The organism is Longivirga aurantiaca (assembly GCF_042660085.1).
Classification (GTDB): Bacteria; Actinomycetota; Actinomycetes; order S36-B12; family CAIYMF01; genus Longivirga; species Longivirga aurantiaca.
In genome coordinates, this window is the sequence record NZ_JBHSTI010000008.1 from 1,645,075 (window position 1) to 1,659,841 (window position 14,767).

Here is a 14,767-nt window from a genome sequence, read left to right on the forward strand (position 1 = left end):
CGGGGTGCTCTGACGCAGGGATCCGGACGACCTGCGCAGTGGTCCTGCCGAGCTCGACGGGACGGCCGATTCCCGCCGGTACGCCGTCGCGCCGGACCCGTACGCTCCCCCGGTGACCGACATCCCCAGCACCGCCCCCGCGCACATGAGCCGGCGCGCCTGGGTGCTCTTCGCCTCGATGGCGGTGATCTGGGGGATCCCGTACCTCTTCATCAAGATCGCGGTCGTCGAGGTGTCCCCCGTCGCCCTGGCGGGGATGCGCACGCTGCTGGCTGCGCTCGTCCTGCTCCCGCTCGCGGCGCGCGCCGGCGCCCTGCGCCCGGCGCTGCGCTCCTGGCCGTACGTCGCCGCGTTCGGCGTGCTGGAGATGGCGATCCCCTGGGTGCTCATCGGCCACGCCGAGATCCGGGTGTCGAGCGGCTTCGCCGGCCTGGTCATCGCGGCGGTCCCGATGTTCGGCACGCTGCTCGCCTGGCTCCTCGGCGACCGGCACGCGCTGGCGCGGGTCCGGGTCCTCGGTCTCGCGACCGGGTTCGTCGGCGTCGGAGCGCTCGTGGGCCTGGACTCCCTCGGCGGTCACGCCGACGCCCTGAGCGTGCTCGAGCTGCTGGCGGTGGCGGCGCTGTACGCCGTCGCCCCGGCGATCGCCGACCGCAAGCTGCGGCACGTGCCGTCGATCGGCGTCATCGCGGTGTCGCTGACGATCGTCGCGGTGCTCTACCTGCCGTTCACGATCGGCGAGATGTCGCAAGGCCTGCCGTCGCCCTCGGTCGTCGGCTCGATCCTGGTGCTCGCGCTCGTCTGCACGGCTCTGGCCTTCGTGCTCTTCTTCGAGCTCATCGCCACCGCGGGCCCGGTGCGCGCGACGGTGATCACCTTCCTCAACCCGGCCGTCGCCGTCCTGCTCGGGCTCGTCGTGCTGTCCGAGCCGCTCACGTGGGGCACCCTCGTCGGATTCCCGCTGGTCCTGCTCGGCTCCTACTGGGCGACCCGACCGACCACATCTGCCGCCAGGCCTGCCGCCACGGCCGACCCGACCGACGTCACCACGCCGTAGCGGCAATACCCGTGCGGCAGCACGCGCGGCCGCAGGCGAGGATGGGCGCCATGAGCGCCACCCTGCAGACCCGAGGCCTGGCGGCCGCCTTCGGCGACCGCGAGCTGTTCTCCGGCCTCGACCTCGTCGTGGCGCCCGGCGACGTCGTCGGCCTCGTCGGCCCGAACGGAGCCGGCAAGTCCACGCTGCTGCGGATCCTGGCTGGTGAGCGCCGGCCCGACGCCGGCACCGTGACGCTGTCGCCGTCCACGGCGCACATCGGCTACCTCGTCCAGGAGGCCGAGCGGCCCGACGGCGAGACGGTCCGCCAGCAGCTCGAGCGGCGCACCGGCGTGGTGGAGTCGCTGGCCCGGATGGACGCCGAGGCGCAGGGGCTGGCCGACGGGACCCCCGGCGCGGACGACCGCTACTCCGAGGCGCTCGAGACCTGGCTCGCCCTCGGCGGCGCCGACTTCGACGAGCGCCTCGCCGTCGTCGTCGACGACATCGGGCTCGACGTCGACCTCGACCTCGAGATGACCGCTCTGTCGGGCGGTCAGGCGGCCCGGGTGGGGCTCGCCGCGCTGCTGCTGTCGCGGTACGACGTCTACCTCCTCGACGAGCCGACCAACGACCTCGACCCCGACGGCCTCGACCTGCTCGAGGAGTTCGTCGAGGGGCTCGAGGCACCCGTCGTGGTGGTGAGCCACGACCGCGAGTTCCTGGCGCGGACCGTGACGAGCGTGGTCGAGATCGACCGCAGCCTCCAACGGGTCACGACGTACGGCGGCAGCTACGAGTCGTACCTCGACGAGCGCTCGGTCGCGCGACGCCGTGCGCGCGAGGCGTACGAGGACTACGCGGGGCGCCGCGGCGAGCTCGAGGCCCGAGCCCGCATGCAGCGCGCGTGGATGGAGAAGGGCGTGAAGAACGCCCGACGCAAGCAGCGCGACAACGACAAGGTCGGCCGCAAGTTCCGCACCGAGCAGACCGAGAAGCAGGCGGCCAAGGCACGCCAGACGGAGAAGGCGCTCGAGCGGCTCGCCGTCGTCGACGAGCCGCGCAAGGAGTGGGTGCTGCAGTTCGAGATCGCCAGCGCCCCCCGCTCCGGTGCCGTCGTGGCCACCGCCCGCAACGCCACGGTGTCGCGCGGGTCGTTCACCCTCGGGCCCGTCGACCTGCAGCTCGACGTCCGCGACCGCGTCGCGGTCACCGGCCCGAACGGCGCCGGCAAGTCGACGCTGCTCGCGCTCCTGCTCGGCCGCACCCCGCCGACCTCGGGCATGGTCGGCCTCGGGTCGGGCGTGGTGGTGGGCGAGGTCGACCAGGCGCGCGCCGCGTTCGAGGGCGACGAGCCGCTCGTCGACGCGTTCGCCCGCGAGGTGCCCGACTGGCCGACCGCTGAGGTGCGCACGCTGCTCGCGAAGTTCGGTCTCGGCAAGGACCACGTGGGTCGTACGGCGTCGTCGCTCTCGCCGGGCGAGCGCACCCGCGCGGCACTCGCGCTGCTGCAGGCGCGCGGGGTCAACCTGCTGGTGCTCGACGAGCCGACCAACCACCTCGACCTCCCGGCGATCGAGCAGCTCGAGGAGGCGCTGGAATCGTTCCCCGGGACGGTCCTGCTCGTCACCCACGACCGCCGGATGCTCGACACCGTGCGGCTGACGCGGCGCTGGCACGTGGACGGCGGCCGCGTCAGCGAGATCGACCCCGGGTAGGCGGCTCGCGCCGTACGGTGTGCGGATGCCGACGATCTCCCTGGTGCTGGCCGCGCTCGCGGGTCTGCTGCACGTGTACTTCTTCCTGCTCGAGAGCGTGCTGTTCCGCAAGCCGTTCGCGCACCGCACGTTCGGGATCAAGGATCCGGCCGAGGTCGAGGCGCTGTCGTTCTCGATGCTCAACCAGGGTTTCTACAACCTGTTCCTCGCGATCGGCACCCTCGTCGGCGTCGTCGGGACGGTCCGCGGCTGGGAGCCGCAGGGGCCCACGCTCGTCGTCTTCTGCTGCGCCTGCATGGTGGCCGCGGCACTCGTGCTCGTGGTCGCCCGCCCCCGCATGGCGCGCGGCGCGCTCGTACAGGGCCTGCTTCCCCTGCTCGCGCTCGTCCTCGCCGCGGTCCTCTGACGACCGGTGGTCTGAGGTCGTAGCCTCCCGGGCATGAGCATCCGCGTCTACAGCGAGGTCCCGGAGCAGCGACGCAAGCAGATCGCGTCCGACGTCGTCGTCGTCCTGCTGATCGTCCTCTTCGTCTGGGTCGGGAAGTTCGTCCACGACGCCGTCGGCTCCCTCTCCGTCCTCGCCACCGGCGTGAAGGAAGCAGGGCTGACCGTCGAGGGCGGCTTCCAGTCCGTCGCCGACGCGGTGTCGGGCGTGCCTGTGGTCGGCGAGTCGATCGGCAACGCGATCGCCGGTGCCGGCGACGGCACGGGCGGCAACCTCGCCGAGCTCGGCCAGTCGGGCGAGGACGCCGTGTTCGCGGTGGCCCGCATCGTCGGCATCGTGACCGCGACCCTGCCCATCCTCGTCCTCCTCGCCGTCGTGCTGCCTCGTCGCATCCGGCGGGTCCGGCACATGTCCGTGGCGTCGCGCGTGCTGGTCGACCTCCACGATCCGGAGCGCCGCCGTCTGCTCGCGATGCGTGCTGCGTTCGGCCTGCCGTACGACGAGCTGCTCGACTTCACGTCCGACCCCCTTGGCGATCTCGCCGAGGGACGGCACGACGCGCTGGTGGCCGCCGCGCTCGCCGACGTCGGGCTCGTCGACCGCGGCTCCCCTGCCCTGGCCTGAGAGGACCCGTCATGTGCCGCAGCATCAAGACCCTGCGCCCGCCGTACGCCGACGACGTGACCGACGACGACGTGCACGCGGCGGCGCTGCAGTACGTGCGCAAGATCGCCGGCATGCGCGCCCCGTCGGCGGCCAACAAGGAGGCCTTCGACCGGGCCGTGGACGAGGTGGCCCGGGCGACCGCCACGCTGCTCGAGGGCGTCGTCGTCCGGCAGCGGCCCGTCGTCTCGGACTGACACCGGGCCACGCGGCCCCGGTGAGGACTAGCGTCGAGACGTGAGCCACTCCGCCGATCACCTGATGCAGGGCGCGGCCGTCGAGGTGCGCGACCTCACCGTCGTGCGGGGCGGGGTCACCGCGCTCGACCAGGTGACCCTGGCGGTGCCCACCGGCCAGGTCACCGGGCTGCTCGGGCCGAGCGGATGCGGCAAGACGACCCTCATGCGCTCGATCGTCGGGGTGCAGATCGTCGAGTCGGGCTCGGTCTTCGTGCTGGGCGAGCCGGCGGGCTCGCCGTCGTTGCGCTCCCGCGTCGCCTACGTGACCCAGGCTCCGTCGGTGTACGGCGACCTCACGGTGCGCGGCAACCTGCGCTACTTCGCGAGCATCCTCGGCGCCGAAGACGGCGCGGTGGACCGGGCCATCGACGCGGTCGACCTGCGCGCCGAGGCCGACCGGCTCGTCAACCGCCTCTCGGGCGGGCAGCTGAGCAGGGTCTCGCTGGCCACCGCGCTGCTCGACGAGCCGGAGGTGCTCGTGCTCGACGAGCCGACCGTGGGGCTCGACCCCGTGCTGCGCCGCGACCTCTGGGCGCTGTTCCACCGGCTCGCGGCCGACGGCGCGACCCTGCTGGTGTCGAGCCACGTCATGGACGAGGCCACCCGGTGCGAGCGCCTGGTCCTCATGCGGGAGGGTCACGTGCTCGCCGACGGCACGCCGGACGCCCTCCTCGAGCGAACCGGCGCGGCCGACATGGAGTCGGCCTTCCTCGCCCTCATCGAAGGAGGGCGGTCATGACCGCCGCCCGCACGATCGGCACCGCGCGACGCGTGCTGGGTCAGCTGCGGCACGACCACCGGACGGTGGCGCTGATCCTCGTCGTGCCCATGCTGCTGCTCGCGCTGCTCGCGTGGATCCTCCCCGACCCGGCGTTCCAGTCGTGGGCTCCCCCGCTGCTCGGCGTCTTCCCGATGCTCGTGATGTTCCTGACTACGTCGGTCGCCACCCTGCGCGAGCGCACGGGCGGCACGCTGGAACGGCTGCTGTCGATGCCGATCGGCAAGGGCGACTTCGTCTTCGGCTACGCACTGGCGTTCGGCGGCCTCGCGATCGTCCAGGCCCTGCTGGTCGGAGCCGTGAGCTTCCGGCTCCTCGGGCTCGAGGTGGCCGGCTCCGCCTGGCTCGTGGTGCTCGTCGCCGTGATCGACGGCCTCATCGGCACCGCGCTCGGCCTCTTCGTGAGCGCTTTCGCGCAGACCGAGTTCCAGGCCGTGCAGTTCATGCCGGTGGTGCTCATCCCGCAGCTGCTCATCTGCGGCCTGCTCGTGCCGACCGACCAACTGCCCGCGGCGCTCGAGTGGTTCTCGTGGCTGCTGCCGCTCACGTACGCGATCAACGCGATGAACCACGTCGCGACCGAGGCCGTCCCGGACACGCGCTTCTGGGTCGACGTCGTCGTCATCGTCGTGATGGCCCTCGGCCTGCTCGCAGCCGGTGCGGCCACGCTCCGGCGCCGTACGCCCTGATCTCAGCGCAGGCGGCGCAGCCAGCGCAGCAGCCGACCCTCGTCGGTGTCGATCTCGCCTGCGCGCTCGAAGCCGCAGCGCTCGAGCACCCGGTGCGAGGGGACGTTGTCGGGTGCGGTCATCGCCTCGACGGCGACCACGCCGTGCGCGACCGCCCAGCCGACCACCGCCGACAGCGCCTCGGTGGCATACCCGTTGCCCTGCACGGAATCGGCGAGCCCGTAGCCCACCTCGACCACGCCGTCGGGGTCCGGGGCGGACAGGAATCCGACGCCGCCCACGGCCTCCCCGGTGGATCCCAGCCGGATCTGCAGCGGGCCGAGCGCCGTGCCCTCGTCGTAGTGGTCGCCGGCCTCCCCCACCACCGCGGCGACGACTCGGTCGCCCTCGGTCGGGTAGTCGTCGGCCCACGACCGGCCGCTCCTGTCGTCGGCCCTGATCGCGGCAGCCTCGGCCGTGGTCAGCGCCTCGAGGACCAGCCGCGCGGTGACGATGCGCGTCGGCACGCGCTAGGGGAGGACGCCGACGTGAGCCAGTGCGAGCCGCAGCAGGCGATCCTGGCCACCGGTCATCTCGACGGCCACACCCTCGCCCGCCGCCTCCTCGGGGGTCATCCACTGGAGGTCGAGCGCCGATGCCGACGGCACGCAGTCCCCGCTCACGGGCACGACGAAGGCGAGCGACACGGCGTGCTGGCGCGGGTCGTGGTAGCCCGTGACGGACGGGTCCGGGAAGTACTCGGCGATCGTGAACGGCTGCGGCGCCGTCGGCAGCTGCGGCAGCGCCATGGCGCCGAGGTCCTTCTCGAGGTGACGGACGAGGGCGTCGCGCACCCGCTCCCCGTAGTGGACGCGGCCCGACACGGGCGCCCGGCTGATCGAGCCGTCGGGCATGGCCCGCAGCAGCAGCCCGACGGAGACGACGACCCCGCGGTCGTCGACGCGGACGGGGAACGCCTCGACGTACACCATGGGGACGCGGTCGCGCGCCTGCTCGAGGTCGTCGTGGGGAAGCCACCCTGCGCGGGCGTCGGTCATCTCGCTCACGGGCTCCACCGTACGGCGCTCTGGCGGCCGCGCGTGGCGCGACCCGGCAGGCGGCGCGCCGACCGGCCCTCAGCAGGCACCGGGAGGTGGCGCGAGGCAGGATGGGCGCATGCGACTGACCCTGCGCGCCGACGGCGCCGCCGACCTCGACCTGGTCTGGCAGCGCTACTCGGTCCCCGCGCTGTGGACCACCTGGGCACCGCAGATCCGGCGCGTGGAGTGCTCGGCGGAGCGGCTCGCGGTCGGCGTCACCGGCATCGTCTTCGGGGTGATCCCCAACATCGGCGCGAGCTTCGAGGTCGTCGAGTACGACGAGGGGGCCCACCGCTGGGCCTGGGACATCGCCGCCGGGCCGGTGAGGATGCATCTCGACCACCGCAGCGAGGCCCGCATCGGCGGCGGCACCAGCACGGCGCTCGAGGTGGAAGGGCCGGCCGCGGCCGTCATGACCTACGCGCCGGTCGCGCGCATCTCGCTCGAGAGCCTGGTGCGACCCCCGAAGAAATGAGGCGGCTCAGGCCGTCTCGGGCCGCCTGTTCGGCTTGAGGGTCCAGAGCACGGTCACCGCACCGGTCACGAGGAGGTCGTCGCCCTCGCCGGTCGTGAGCTCGACCTCCACGTGGAACTCCGGCCGCCCGCCCGCCTTCAGCGTGGCGATCACCGAGTCCACCTCGGACGCCATGTGCGCGGTGGCGGTCACCGGGCCGCGAGCGACCTTGAGGTAGCGGATGGTGGCCTCGACCGCGAGCGGTGTGACCTCCCCCAGCATCTCGCCGTAGTTCGAGAGCACGAGCGCACCCGATGCGGTCTCGGCCAGGGTGAACATCGCACCGGCGTGCGAGCCGCCGATGTGGTTGTGGAAGCGCACATCGTCCGGGAGCCGGCAGACCGCGTGGTCCCTGGAGAGCTCGAGGTACTCGATCCCCAAGGTGCCCACGAAGGGGACGGTGGTGGGCATGGTGGAACGGACGGTGTCGAGGTCGAGGGCCATGCCTCCGGACGATACGCGTTAGCGTCCCCTGCATGCCGACGCAGCACCCGGATCGCGAGCCCGCCGAGAGGCAAGGGCAGCCGACCCTTCCCGCCGCCGTGGTGTTCGACGTCGACGGGGTGCTCGCCGACGTGCGGCACCGGCTGCGCCACGTGGAGCGAAAGCCGAAGGACTGGCCGGCGTTCTTCGCGGCGATGGACGAGGACGGCCCGCTCGGGGAGGGGGTCGCCCGTGCGCGTGCCGAGGCCGCGGCGGGCCGCGCGATCGTCTACCTGACCGGCCGCAACGAGACCTACCGCGGCGTGACCGAGGCCTGGCTCGCGCGGCACGGTCTCCCCGAGGGCCGGCTTGTGATGCGCCGGGACGACGACCGCCGGCCGGCGCGGCTGTTCAAACCCCAGGCCGTCGCCCGGATCGCGCGCTCCGCCGAGGTCGTCGCCGTGATCGACGACGACGAGGCGGTCGTCACGGTGCTCCGCGCCGCCGGCTGGCCGGTCGAGCACGCCACCTGGATGCGCGCCGACCGCGACGAGCAGCAGAGCCTGTTCGACGCCCAGGAGACCGACGGCCGCACCTGAGGCGCGGACGCTCGCCGGGCGACCCGCCGGCTCATCGGCGTAGCGTGACGATCGGGCACGGAGGATCGAGCCCACATCCACGGGTACCTCCGCGCGAGGGAGTACCCATGCGAACGTTGATGCGCGCCGTAGCCGTCACCGCCGTCCTCGCCCTGGCAGCCGCGTGCGGGTCGTCCGGGTCGGGGACGCCGACCTCGTCGCAGGCGCCCGAGCCGACTTACTCGGCCGTCGTTCTCAACTGCGACCAGTACCCGGTGCGGGCCACCAACCTGTACTCGCACGCCTCGAAGTCGGGGCTCAACATCGGGACCACCAACTCCATCGACGGCTACGTCACGCAGATGCAGGAGGCGCTCGCCGACCTCGAGCTCAACGCGCCCGAGTGCGCTCCGGCCGCGACGGAGGAGCTCGCCGCGCTCGGCGATGCCATCACCGCGTATGCGGAGGCCTACGAGCCCACGGCGGAGGCGGCCGACGCGAACAACGCCGCGCTGCTCGCCCTGGCGGCCCAGGGCAGGCTCACGTGGACGGCGATGGGCCTCGATCCGGCCCAGTGGGACGGCGTGTAGGAGCGTCCGACCGGCGGCGGGGGCCGGACGTCCGGACCCGCCGCCGCCGGGGTCAGCTCTCGAAGGCCTCGGGCGGCGGACAGCTGCACACGAGGTGGCGGTCGCCGTACGCGCCGTCGATGCGGCGCACCGGCGGCCAGTACTTGGTCTCGCGCAGCGACGCGACGGGGAACGCCGCCTCCTCGCGCGAGTAGGGCTTGCTCCACTCGCCGAGCAGGCACTCGGCCGTGTGCGGCGCACCGCGCAGCGGCGAATCCTCGACCGCCCAGCGGCCGGCGACGATGTCGTCGATCTCCGTGCGGATGGCGAGCATCGCGTCGCAGAACCGGTCGAGCTCGCCGAGGTCCTCGGACTCCGTCGGCTCGATCATGAGCGTGCCCGCGACCGGGAACGACATGGTCGGCGCGTGGAAGCCGTAGTCGACGAGGCGCTTGGCGACGTCGTCGACCGTCACGCCGGTGTCCTTGGTGATCTCGCGCAGGTCGACGATGCACTCGTGCGCCACGAGGCCGTTGCGTCCGGTGTAGAGCACGGGATAGCGGTCGCGCAGGCGCGCGGCGACGTAGTTGGCCGACAGCACGGCGACCTGGGTCGCGTGGGTCAGGCCGTCGCCGCCCATGAGGCGGATGTACGCCCACGGGATCGGCAGGATGCCCGCGCTCCCCCAAGGCGCGCCGCTGACCGGGCCGGTGCCGCCGTCGATGTGGCCGCGCCCGGTGGGACCGGCCTCGGGGCGCAGCGGGTGACCGGGCACGTACGGGGCGAGGTGCGCGCGAACCGCGACCGGGCCGACCCCCGGGCCGCCGCCGCCGTGCGGGATGCAGAAGGTCTTGTGCAGGTTCAGGTGCGACACGTCGGCACCGAACTTGCCGGGCTTGGCCAGGCCGACGAGCGCGTTGAGGTTGGCGCCGTCGACGTACACCTGGCCGCCGGCGTCGTGCACCATCGCGCAGATCTCGGTGACGGTCTGCTCGTACACGCCGAACGTCGACGGGTACGTGATCATCAGTGCCGCGAGATTGTCGCCGTGCTGGGCGATCTTCGCGCGCAGGTCGTCGAGGTCGACGTCGCCCGCGTCGGTGCACGCGACAACCACGACGCGCATCCCGGCCATGACGGCGCTGGCGGCGTTGGTGCCGTGGGCGCTGCTCGGGATGAGGCAGACGTCGCGGTGCATGTCGCCGTTGGCGCGGTGGTAGCCGCGGATCGCGAGCAGGCCGGCGAACTCGCCCTGGCTGCCGGCGTTCGGCTGCAGCGACACGGTGTCGTAGCCGGTGATCTCGACGAGGTACTTCTCGAGGGTGCGGATGAGCTCGACGTACCCGGCCGCCTGGTGCAGCGGCGCGAACGGGTGCATGTCGGCCCACGCGGGCTGCGTGATCGGCTCCATCTCCGTGGTGGCGTTGAGCTTCATCGTGCAGGAGCCCAGCGGGATCATCGCGCGATCGAGCGCGATGTCCTTGTCGGAGAGCTTGCGCAGGTAGCGCAGCATCGCGGTCTCGCTGCGGTGGTCGTGGAACGTCGGGTGCGTGAGGAACTCCGACGTGCGCGCGAGGCCCTCGGGCAGGGCACGGGCGCCGGAGGCGACGATCCGCTCGGCGTCGGACTCGTCGAGGCCGGCGCCGCCGAGCACCTCCTGGAACGCGCCCCACACCGTCACGAGGTCGCGCACGGTCGTGGTCTCGTCGGTCGAGATCGCGAGGGTGTCGGCGTCGATGAGGCGCAGGTTGACGCCGAGAAGCTCGGCGGCCTGCAGCACCTCGGCGGCACGGCCGGGTACGCGCACGCGGACCGTGTCGAAGTACGCCGACGTCAGCACCTCCACGCCCCGCTCGGCGAGGCCGGCGGCCAGCACAGCGGCGTGCCGGTGGGTGCGCTCGGCGATGCGGGTGAGGCCCTCCGGGCCGTGGTACGCGGCGTACAGCGCCGAGGTCACGGCGAGCAGCACCTGCGCGGTGCAGATGTTCGACGTCGCCTTCTCGCGGCGGATGTGCTGCTCGCGGGTCTGCAGCGCGAGGCGGTACGCCTGGCGACCGTCCGCGTCGACGCTGACGCCGACGAGGCGGCCAGGCAGCGAGCGCTCGAGGCCCTGGCGCACCGACATGAAGCCTGCGTGCGGGCCGCCGAAGCCGAGCGGGACGCCGAGGCGCTGCGCCGAGCCGACGACGACGTCCGCGCCGAGCTCGCCGGGCGGCGTGAGGAGCGTGAGGGCGAGCAGGTCGGTCGCGACCGCGACGACGGCCCCGCGGGCCTGGGCCGCCGCGACCACCGGCGAGATGTCGCGCAGCGTGCCGGACGAGCCGGGGTACGACAGCAGGACGCCGAAGAAGTCCTCGGTCGGCAGCGCGCCGTCGGCGTCGACCACCACGAGGTCGATCCCGAGCGGCTCGGCGCGGGTGGCGAGCACGGCCAGGGTCTGGGGGTGGGTGTCGGCGTCGACGACGAAGCGGTGCGACTGGGTCTTGGACACGCGGTGCGCCAGCGACATCGCCTCGGCCGCTGCCGTGGGCTCGTCGAGCAGGCTCGCACCCGCGACGGGCAGGCCGGTCAGGTCGCCGACGAGGGTCTGGAACGCCAGCAGCGCCTCGAGCCGGCCCTGACTGATCTCGGGCTGGTACGGCGTGTACGCGGTGTACCAGGCGGGGTTCTCGAGCACGTTGCGCCGGATGACCGCCGGCGTATGCGTGTCGTGGTAACCCAGCCCGATCATGCTGCGCACCACGGTGTTTCGGCTCGCGAGCTCGCGCAGCTCGGCGGCGACCTCGGCCTCAGACCCGGCTGCCGGGAGGTCGAGGCCCTCGGTCCAGGCGATCGTCTCGGGCACCGCTGCGGCGGACAGCGCGTCGAGCGAGTCGTACCCGACGGCGGCCAGCATGCGGGCCACGGCCTCCGAGCCGGGACCCACGTGGCGCTCGACGAACGGCACGCCGTCGGAGAGCGCGGAGCGGACGGACGAAGGGGTGACGGTGGAGTCGGTCACGGCGGGCCCTCGCGGTGATGGCCGAGCATGCTCGGCAGGCGACCCCGTCGCGCGGGCGCGCGTCGGTGGGGTCCCCCTCTGTCCATGCGCGAGCCCGCGCGCCTGAGAGCTTCACCGCCCGGAGGCGGCTTGCACCGTCGGCGGGGACCGGAGGTCCCGCTTTCCAGAGGCGCCATGCCTGGGCGGTCCGTGATGCCTGAGAGGTTGACGGGGAGTTGCTCCTTCGGCGCCTGCCGCTGGCTGCGACAGGTCTCTCCCGCCCGGGGGGTGCGGCGCAGCCCTGAGACTACCGGCGCGGACGCCTCGCGGCGCCCCCGGGCGCACCGACGCCCCCGGCCGCTGGCCGGGGGCGTCAGGAGGCTGCGGTGCGCGTCAGCCGGCGGAGCGGGCCGCGCGGCGAGCGGCGAGCTCGTCGCCGGCGACGTCGGGGATGTTGGGGGTGCCGTCGAGACGCTCGCTGGGGAGCTCGGCGAGGCTGCCCTCGACCTCGCGCCAGACCCGGCCCACGGCGATGCCGAAGACGCCCTGGCCGCCCTGCACGAGGTCGATGACCTCGTCCTGGCTGCGGCACTCGTAGACCGATGCGCCGTCGCTCATGAGCGTGACCTGGGCGAGGTCGTCGACACCGGACTCGCGCAGGTGCTCGACGGCGCTGCGGATGTTGGCGAGCGAGACGCCGGTGTCGAGCAGGCGCTTGATCACCTTGAGCACGAGGATGTCGCGGAAGCTGTAGAGGCGCTGGCTGCCCGACCCGTGGGCAGTGCGCACGGACGGCTCGACGAGCCCGGTGCGCGCCCAGTAGTCGAGCTGGCGGTAGGTGATCCCCGCGGCGGAGCAGGCGACCGGCCCGCGGAAGCCGACGTCGGCCGGCATCGCCTGGACCTCGTCGCCGAACAGCAGACCCTGACGGCCGGCGGCTACGGCCGCCTCGTCGCGCTGCTGCTCGTCGGGCCCGGGGCCCTCGTGCACTCCGTTCACCGGAGACCTCCTGAAGCCGCCGCTCGGTGCCGCGGGTGGGGGAAGCACATCGCGAGAGTTACACCGGGGACGTTCTGGATCGAACGCTAGGACCGCGCGGGTGCCGGGTCAACGCAGGACGCCGCGACACGCCGGTAGGACCTGTCCCAGACCGCAACCCTCACGTGGAGGTCGAGGGTTTGCCAGGCTCCCGCGCGGGTTCAGCCCTGCTCGGGAGCCGCGTTGCCGCCGAGGAAGTCGTCCGGCGAGATCTCGTCGAGGAAGGCCCGGAACTTCTCGACCTCGTCCTCCTGCTCGTCCGGCACGGCGATGCCGGCGGCCTCCAGCACGGCCTCGGCGCCGTAGATCGGCGTCCCCGTGCGCAGCGCCAGGGCGATCGCGTCGGACGGGCGGGCGCTCACCTCGACCCCGCCCTCGAAGGCGAGGACCGCGAAGAAGACGCCGTCGGTGAGCTCGGTGATGCGCACCTCGGAGAGGGTGTGGCCGAGCGACGACACGACGTCCCGCAGCAGGTCGTGGGTCAGCGGCCGGGCGGGCACGACCCCCTGCTGGGCGAACGCGATGGCAGTGGCCTCGACCGCGCCGATCCAGATGGGCAGGTAGCGCTCGCCCTCGACCTCGCGCAGCAGCACGATCGGCTGGTTCGACGGCATCTCGACCCGGACACCCACGACGTCCATCTGGCGCATGGAGCCAGCCTAGCCGCGGCAGGGGCTGACGCGACCCGGCCGTCCGAGTGGGCGTGCCGGCAGGCTAGCGGCGGAGCTCGGTCGCGAGACCGGCCTTGACCAGCGAGGCGTGCAGCCGCACCGAGAGGGCGGCGAGCTCGCGGATGGCGTCGTCGGCGCGCTGCTGGCTCTCCGGGTCGCGCTGGCGCAGCATGGGCGTGACGACCTGCTCGACCAGGCCCACCTCGCGGTCGGCCGCCACCTTGAACGTGCGCAGGTGCCGCGGCTCGATGCCGAACGCCGCCATCTCGGCCACGGTGCTCGCGATCACGAGGGTGTCGCCGTCGTAGTGCTGGCCGCGCTTGGTGATGAGGCCGTAGCCCTCGAGCTGCTCGAGCAGGGAGTCGGTCAGGCCGCTCGCCTCGAGCAGCTCGCCGCGCGAGAGGCGCACATCGGCGTTGCCCCGGAACGAGTCGGCGTTCGGCATGCCGTCGGTCGACACCAGCGCCCGCGGCACGCGCGGACCGTCGGCGCTCGACGCCGGCGGCTCGAGGCCGCGGTCGATCGCCTCGAGGTGCTCGCGGATGACCTTCAGCGGCAGGTACTGGTCGCGCTGGCAGGCGAGGACGTAGCGCAGCCGCTCGACGTCGGCATGGCTGAACTTGCGGTAGCCGCTCGCGGTGCGCTGCGGCGCGATGAGCCCCTCGCCCTCGAGGAAGCGGATCTTGGAGATCGTGACGTCGGGGAAGTCCGGGCGCAGCACCTCGAGGACGTCGCCGATGCCCATGAGGCCGCGCGAGACCGCGCTGGGGACCGCGCTCATGACGACTCCCCCGCCGCCTCGAGGAAGACGAAGCGGTACTTGCCGATCTGCACCTCGTCGCCGCCCGAGAGCAGCTGGCGGTCGATGCGTCGTCGGTTGACGTAGCTGCCGTTCAGGGAGCCGGAGTCGGCGAGCTCCCACGTGCCGTCGACGGCGTGCAGCTCGGCGTGCCGGCGCGAGACGGTGACGTCGTCGAGGAACAGGTCGCAGTCGGGCGCACGGCCGAGCACCACGGTGCCCAGAGCCGGGTCGAGATCGAAGCGGGCGCCCTCCTGGGGGCCGCGCAGGACGACGAGGACCGCGTGCCCGCGGCCGAGGCCGCCGACGCTGGTGGGGTCGACGGTGGGCAGGGGTGCGCTGTCGCCCTCGGAGGCGACGCGGACGCCGAGGACTCCGGTCTGGAACGCGGCCTCGGGGCCCGGGGCCAGCTCTGCTCCGCACGAGGCGCAGAAGTGGTCGAGGTCCTCCGCCAGGTGACCGCACCTGGGGCACTGCCGGCTCATAGCCCGCCTCCACTCGACCGCACTGCCGAACGAGAAGCCCTCGACATCGCGTCGAGGGTCGGG

The 14,767-nt window shown here is 73.1% G+C and carries 18 protein-coding genes and 2 riboswitches; of the genes, 10 read left to right on the plus strand and 8 right to left on the minus strand.

Going from position 1 to position 14,767, the window contains the following annotated elements:
* Positions 1 to 112 precede the first annotated feature (112 nt).
* From ACFQGU_RS11725 to ACFQGU_RS11755, 7 genes are all read left to right on the plus strand, one after another.
* Positions 113 to 1,057, plus strand: coding sequence for a DMT family transporter (locus ACFQGU_RS11725; protein WP_386766857.1), 945 nt, complete (start codon positions 113 to 115; stop codon positions 1,055 to 1,057).
* A 50-nt stretch (positions 1,058 to 1,107) separates the two neighbouring features.
* Positions 1,108 to 2,754, plus strand: a complete 1,647-nt coding sequence (locus ACFQGU_RS11730; protein WP_386766859.1) for an ABC-F family ATP-binding cassette domain-containing protein — start codon at positions 1,108 to 1,110, stop codon at positions 2,752 to 2,754.
* A gap of 25 nt (positions 2,755 to 2,779) precedes the next feature.
* Complete coding sequence (locus ACFQGU_RS11735) at positions 2,780 to 3,160, plus strand: DUF1304 domain-containing protein (protein WP_386766861.1); 381 nt, start codon at positions 2,780 to 2,782, stop codon at positions 3,158 to 3,160.
* Between the two features lie 33 nt (positions 3,161 to 3,193).
* Positions 3,194 to 3,823 carry a hypothetical protein gene (locus tag ACFQGU_RS11740; RefSeq protein WP_386766863.1) on the plus strand — a complete coding sequence of 210 codons (630 nt, stop codon included), beginning with the start codon at positions 3,194 to 3,196 and terminating at the stop codon, positions 3,821 to 3,823.
* An 11-nt stretch (positions 3,824 to 3,834) separates the two neighbouring features.
* Complete coding sequence (locus ACFQGU_RS11745; protein WP_386766865.1) at positions 3,835 to 4,059, plus strand: DUF2277 domain-containing protein; 225 nt, start codon at positions 3,835 to 3,837, stop codon at positions 4,057 to 4,059.
* Between the two features lie 64 nt (positions 4,060 to 4,123).
* Positions 4,124 to 4,840, plus strand: coding sequence for an ABC transporter ATP-binding protein (locus tag ACFQGU_RS11750; protein ID WP_386768259.1), 717 nt, complete (start codon positions 4,124 to 4,126; stop codon positions 4,838 to 4,840).
* The gene (locus ACFQGU_RS11755; RefSeq protein ID WP_386766867.1) at positions 4,837 to 5,568 is read left to right on the plus strand and encodes an ABC transporter permease; all 732 of its coding nucleotides are present in this window, start codon (positions 4,837 to 4,839) and stop codon (positions 5,566 to 5,568) included. Before ACFQGU_RS11750 ends, ACFQGU_RS11755 begins: the two co-directional genes overlap by 4 nt.
* A 2-nt stretch (positions 5,569 to 5,570) precedes the next feature.
* Here ACFQGU_RS11755 and ACFQGU_RS11760 read toward each other — a convergent pair whose 3' ends face one another.
* Both ACFQGU_RS11760 and ACFQGU_RS11765 read right to left on the minus strand, forming a co-directional pair.
* Entirely contained in the window at positions 5,571 to 6,074 is a 504-nt protein-coding gene (locus ACFQGU_RS11760; RefSeq protein ID WP_386766869.1) for a GNAT family N-acetyltransferase, read from the minus strand.
* Between the two features lie 3 nt (positions 6,075 to 6,077).
* Complete coding sequence (locus ACFQGU_RS11765) at positions 6,078 to 6,605, minus strand: DUF4916 domain-containing protein (protein WP_386768261.1); 528 nt, start codon at positions 6,603 to 6,605, stop codon at positions 6,078 to 6,080.
* A 118-nt stretch (positions 6,606 to 6,723) separates the two neighbouring features.
* Between ACFQGU_RS11765 and ACFQGU_RS11770 the strand changes: the two genes are divergently transcribed.
* Positions 6,724 to 7,122: an SRPBCC family protein gene (locus ACFQGU_RS11770; protein ID WP_386766871.1), complete on the plus strand. Its 399-nt coding sequence runs from the start codon at positions 6,724 to 6,726 to the stop codon at positions 7,120 to 7,122.
* 6 nt (positions 7,123 to 7,128) lie between these two features.
* Here ACFQGU_RS11770 and ACFQGU_RS11775 read toward each other — a convergent pair whose 3' ends face one another.
* Complete coding sequence (locus ACFQGU_RS11775; protein ID WP_386766873.1) at positions 7,129 to 7,605, minus strand: DUF4442 domain-containing protein; 477 nt, start codon at positions 7,603 to 7,605, stop codon at positions 7,129 to 7,131.
* Between the two features lie 32 nt (positions 7,606 to 7,637).
* Between ACFQGU_RS11775 and ACFQGU_RS11780 the strand changes: the two genes are divergently transcribed.
* Positions 7,638 to 8,183: a phosphatase domain-containing protein gene (locus ACFQGU_RS11780; RefSeq protein ID WP_386766875.1), complete on the plus strand. Its 546-nt coding sequence runs from the start codon at positions 7,638 to 7,640 to the stop codon at positions 8,181 to 8,183.
* A 107-nt stretch (positions 8,184 to 8,290) separates the two neighbouring features.
* Positions 8,291 to 8,752: a hypothetical protein gene (locus tag ACFQGU_RS11785; protein WP_386766876.1), complete on the plus strand. Its 462-nt coding sequence runs from the start codon at positions 8,291 to 8,293 to the stop codon at positions 8,750 to 8,752.
* A 52-nt stretch (positions 8,753 to 8,804) separates the two neighbouring features.
* Here ACFQGU_RS11785 and gcvP read toward each other — a convergent pair whose 3' ends face one another.
* From gcvP to ACFQGU_RS11810, 5 genes are all read right to left on the minus strand, one after another.
* Positions 8,805 to 11,732, minus strand: a complete 2,928-nt coding sequence (gene gcvP / locus ACFQGU_RS11790) for an aminomethyl-transferring glycine dehydrogenase (protein ID WP_386766877.1) — start codon at positions 11,730 to 11,732, stop codon at positions 8,805 to 8,807.
* Positions 11,733 to 11,807: 75 nt separating this feature from the next.
* Positions 11,808 to 11,902, minus strand: a riboswitch (glycine riboswitch).
* A gap of 3 nt (positions 11,903 to 11,905) precedes the next feature.
* Positions 11,906 to 12,001: riboswitch (glycine riboswitch) on the minus strand.
* A 103-nt stretch (positions 12,002 to 12,104) separates the two neighbouring features.
* Entirely contained in the window at positions 12,105 to 12,701 is a 597-nt protein-coding gene (locus tag ACFQGU_RS11795; protein ID WP_386768263.1) for a MerR family transcriptional regulator, read from the minus strand.
* 209 nt (positions 12,702 to 12,910) lie between these two features.
* Entirely contained in the window at positions 12,911 to 13,399 is a 489-nt protein-coding gene (locus ACFQGU_RS11800; protein WP_386766879.1) for a bifunctional nuclease family protein, read from the minus strand.
* A 64-nt stretch (positions 13,400 to 13,463) separates the two neighbouring features.
* Complete coding sequence (gene ftsR / locus ACFQGU_RS11805; RefSeq protein ID WP_386766880.1) at positions 13,464 to 14,201, minus strand: transcriptional regulator FtsR; 738 nt, start codon at positions 14,199 to 14,201, stop codon at positions 13,464 to 13,466.
* On the minus strand, positions 14,198 to 14,704 hold the full coding sequence (locus tag ACFQGU_RS11810) for an FHA domain-containing protein (protein WP_386766882.1): 507 nt from the start codon (positions 14,702 to 14,704) through the stop codon (positions 14,198 to 14,200). Before ACFQGU_RS11810 ends, ftsR begins: the two co-directional genes overlap by 4 nt.
* Positions 14,705 to 14,767 lie beyond the last annotated feature (63 nt).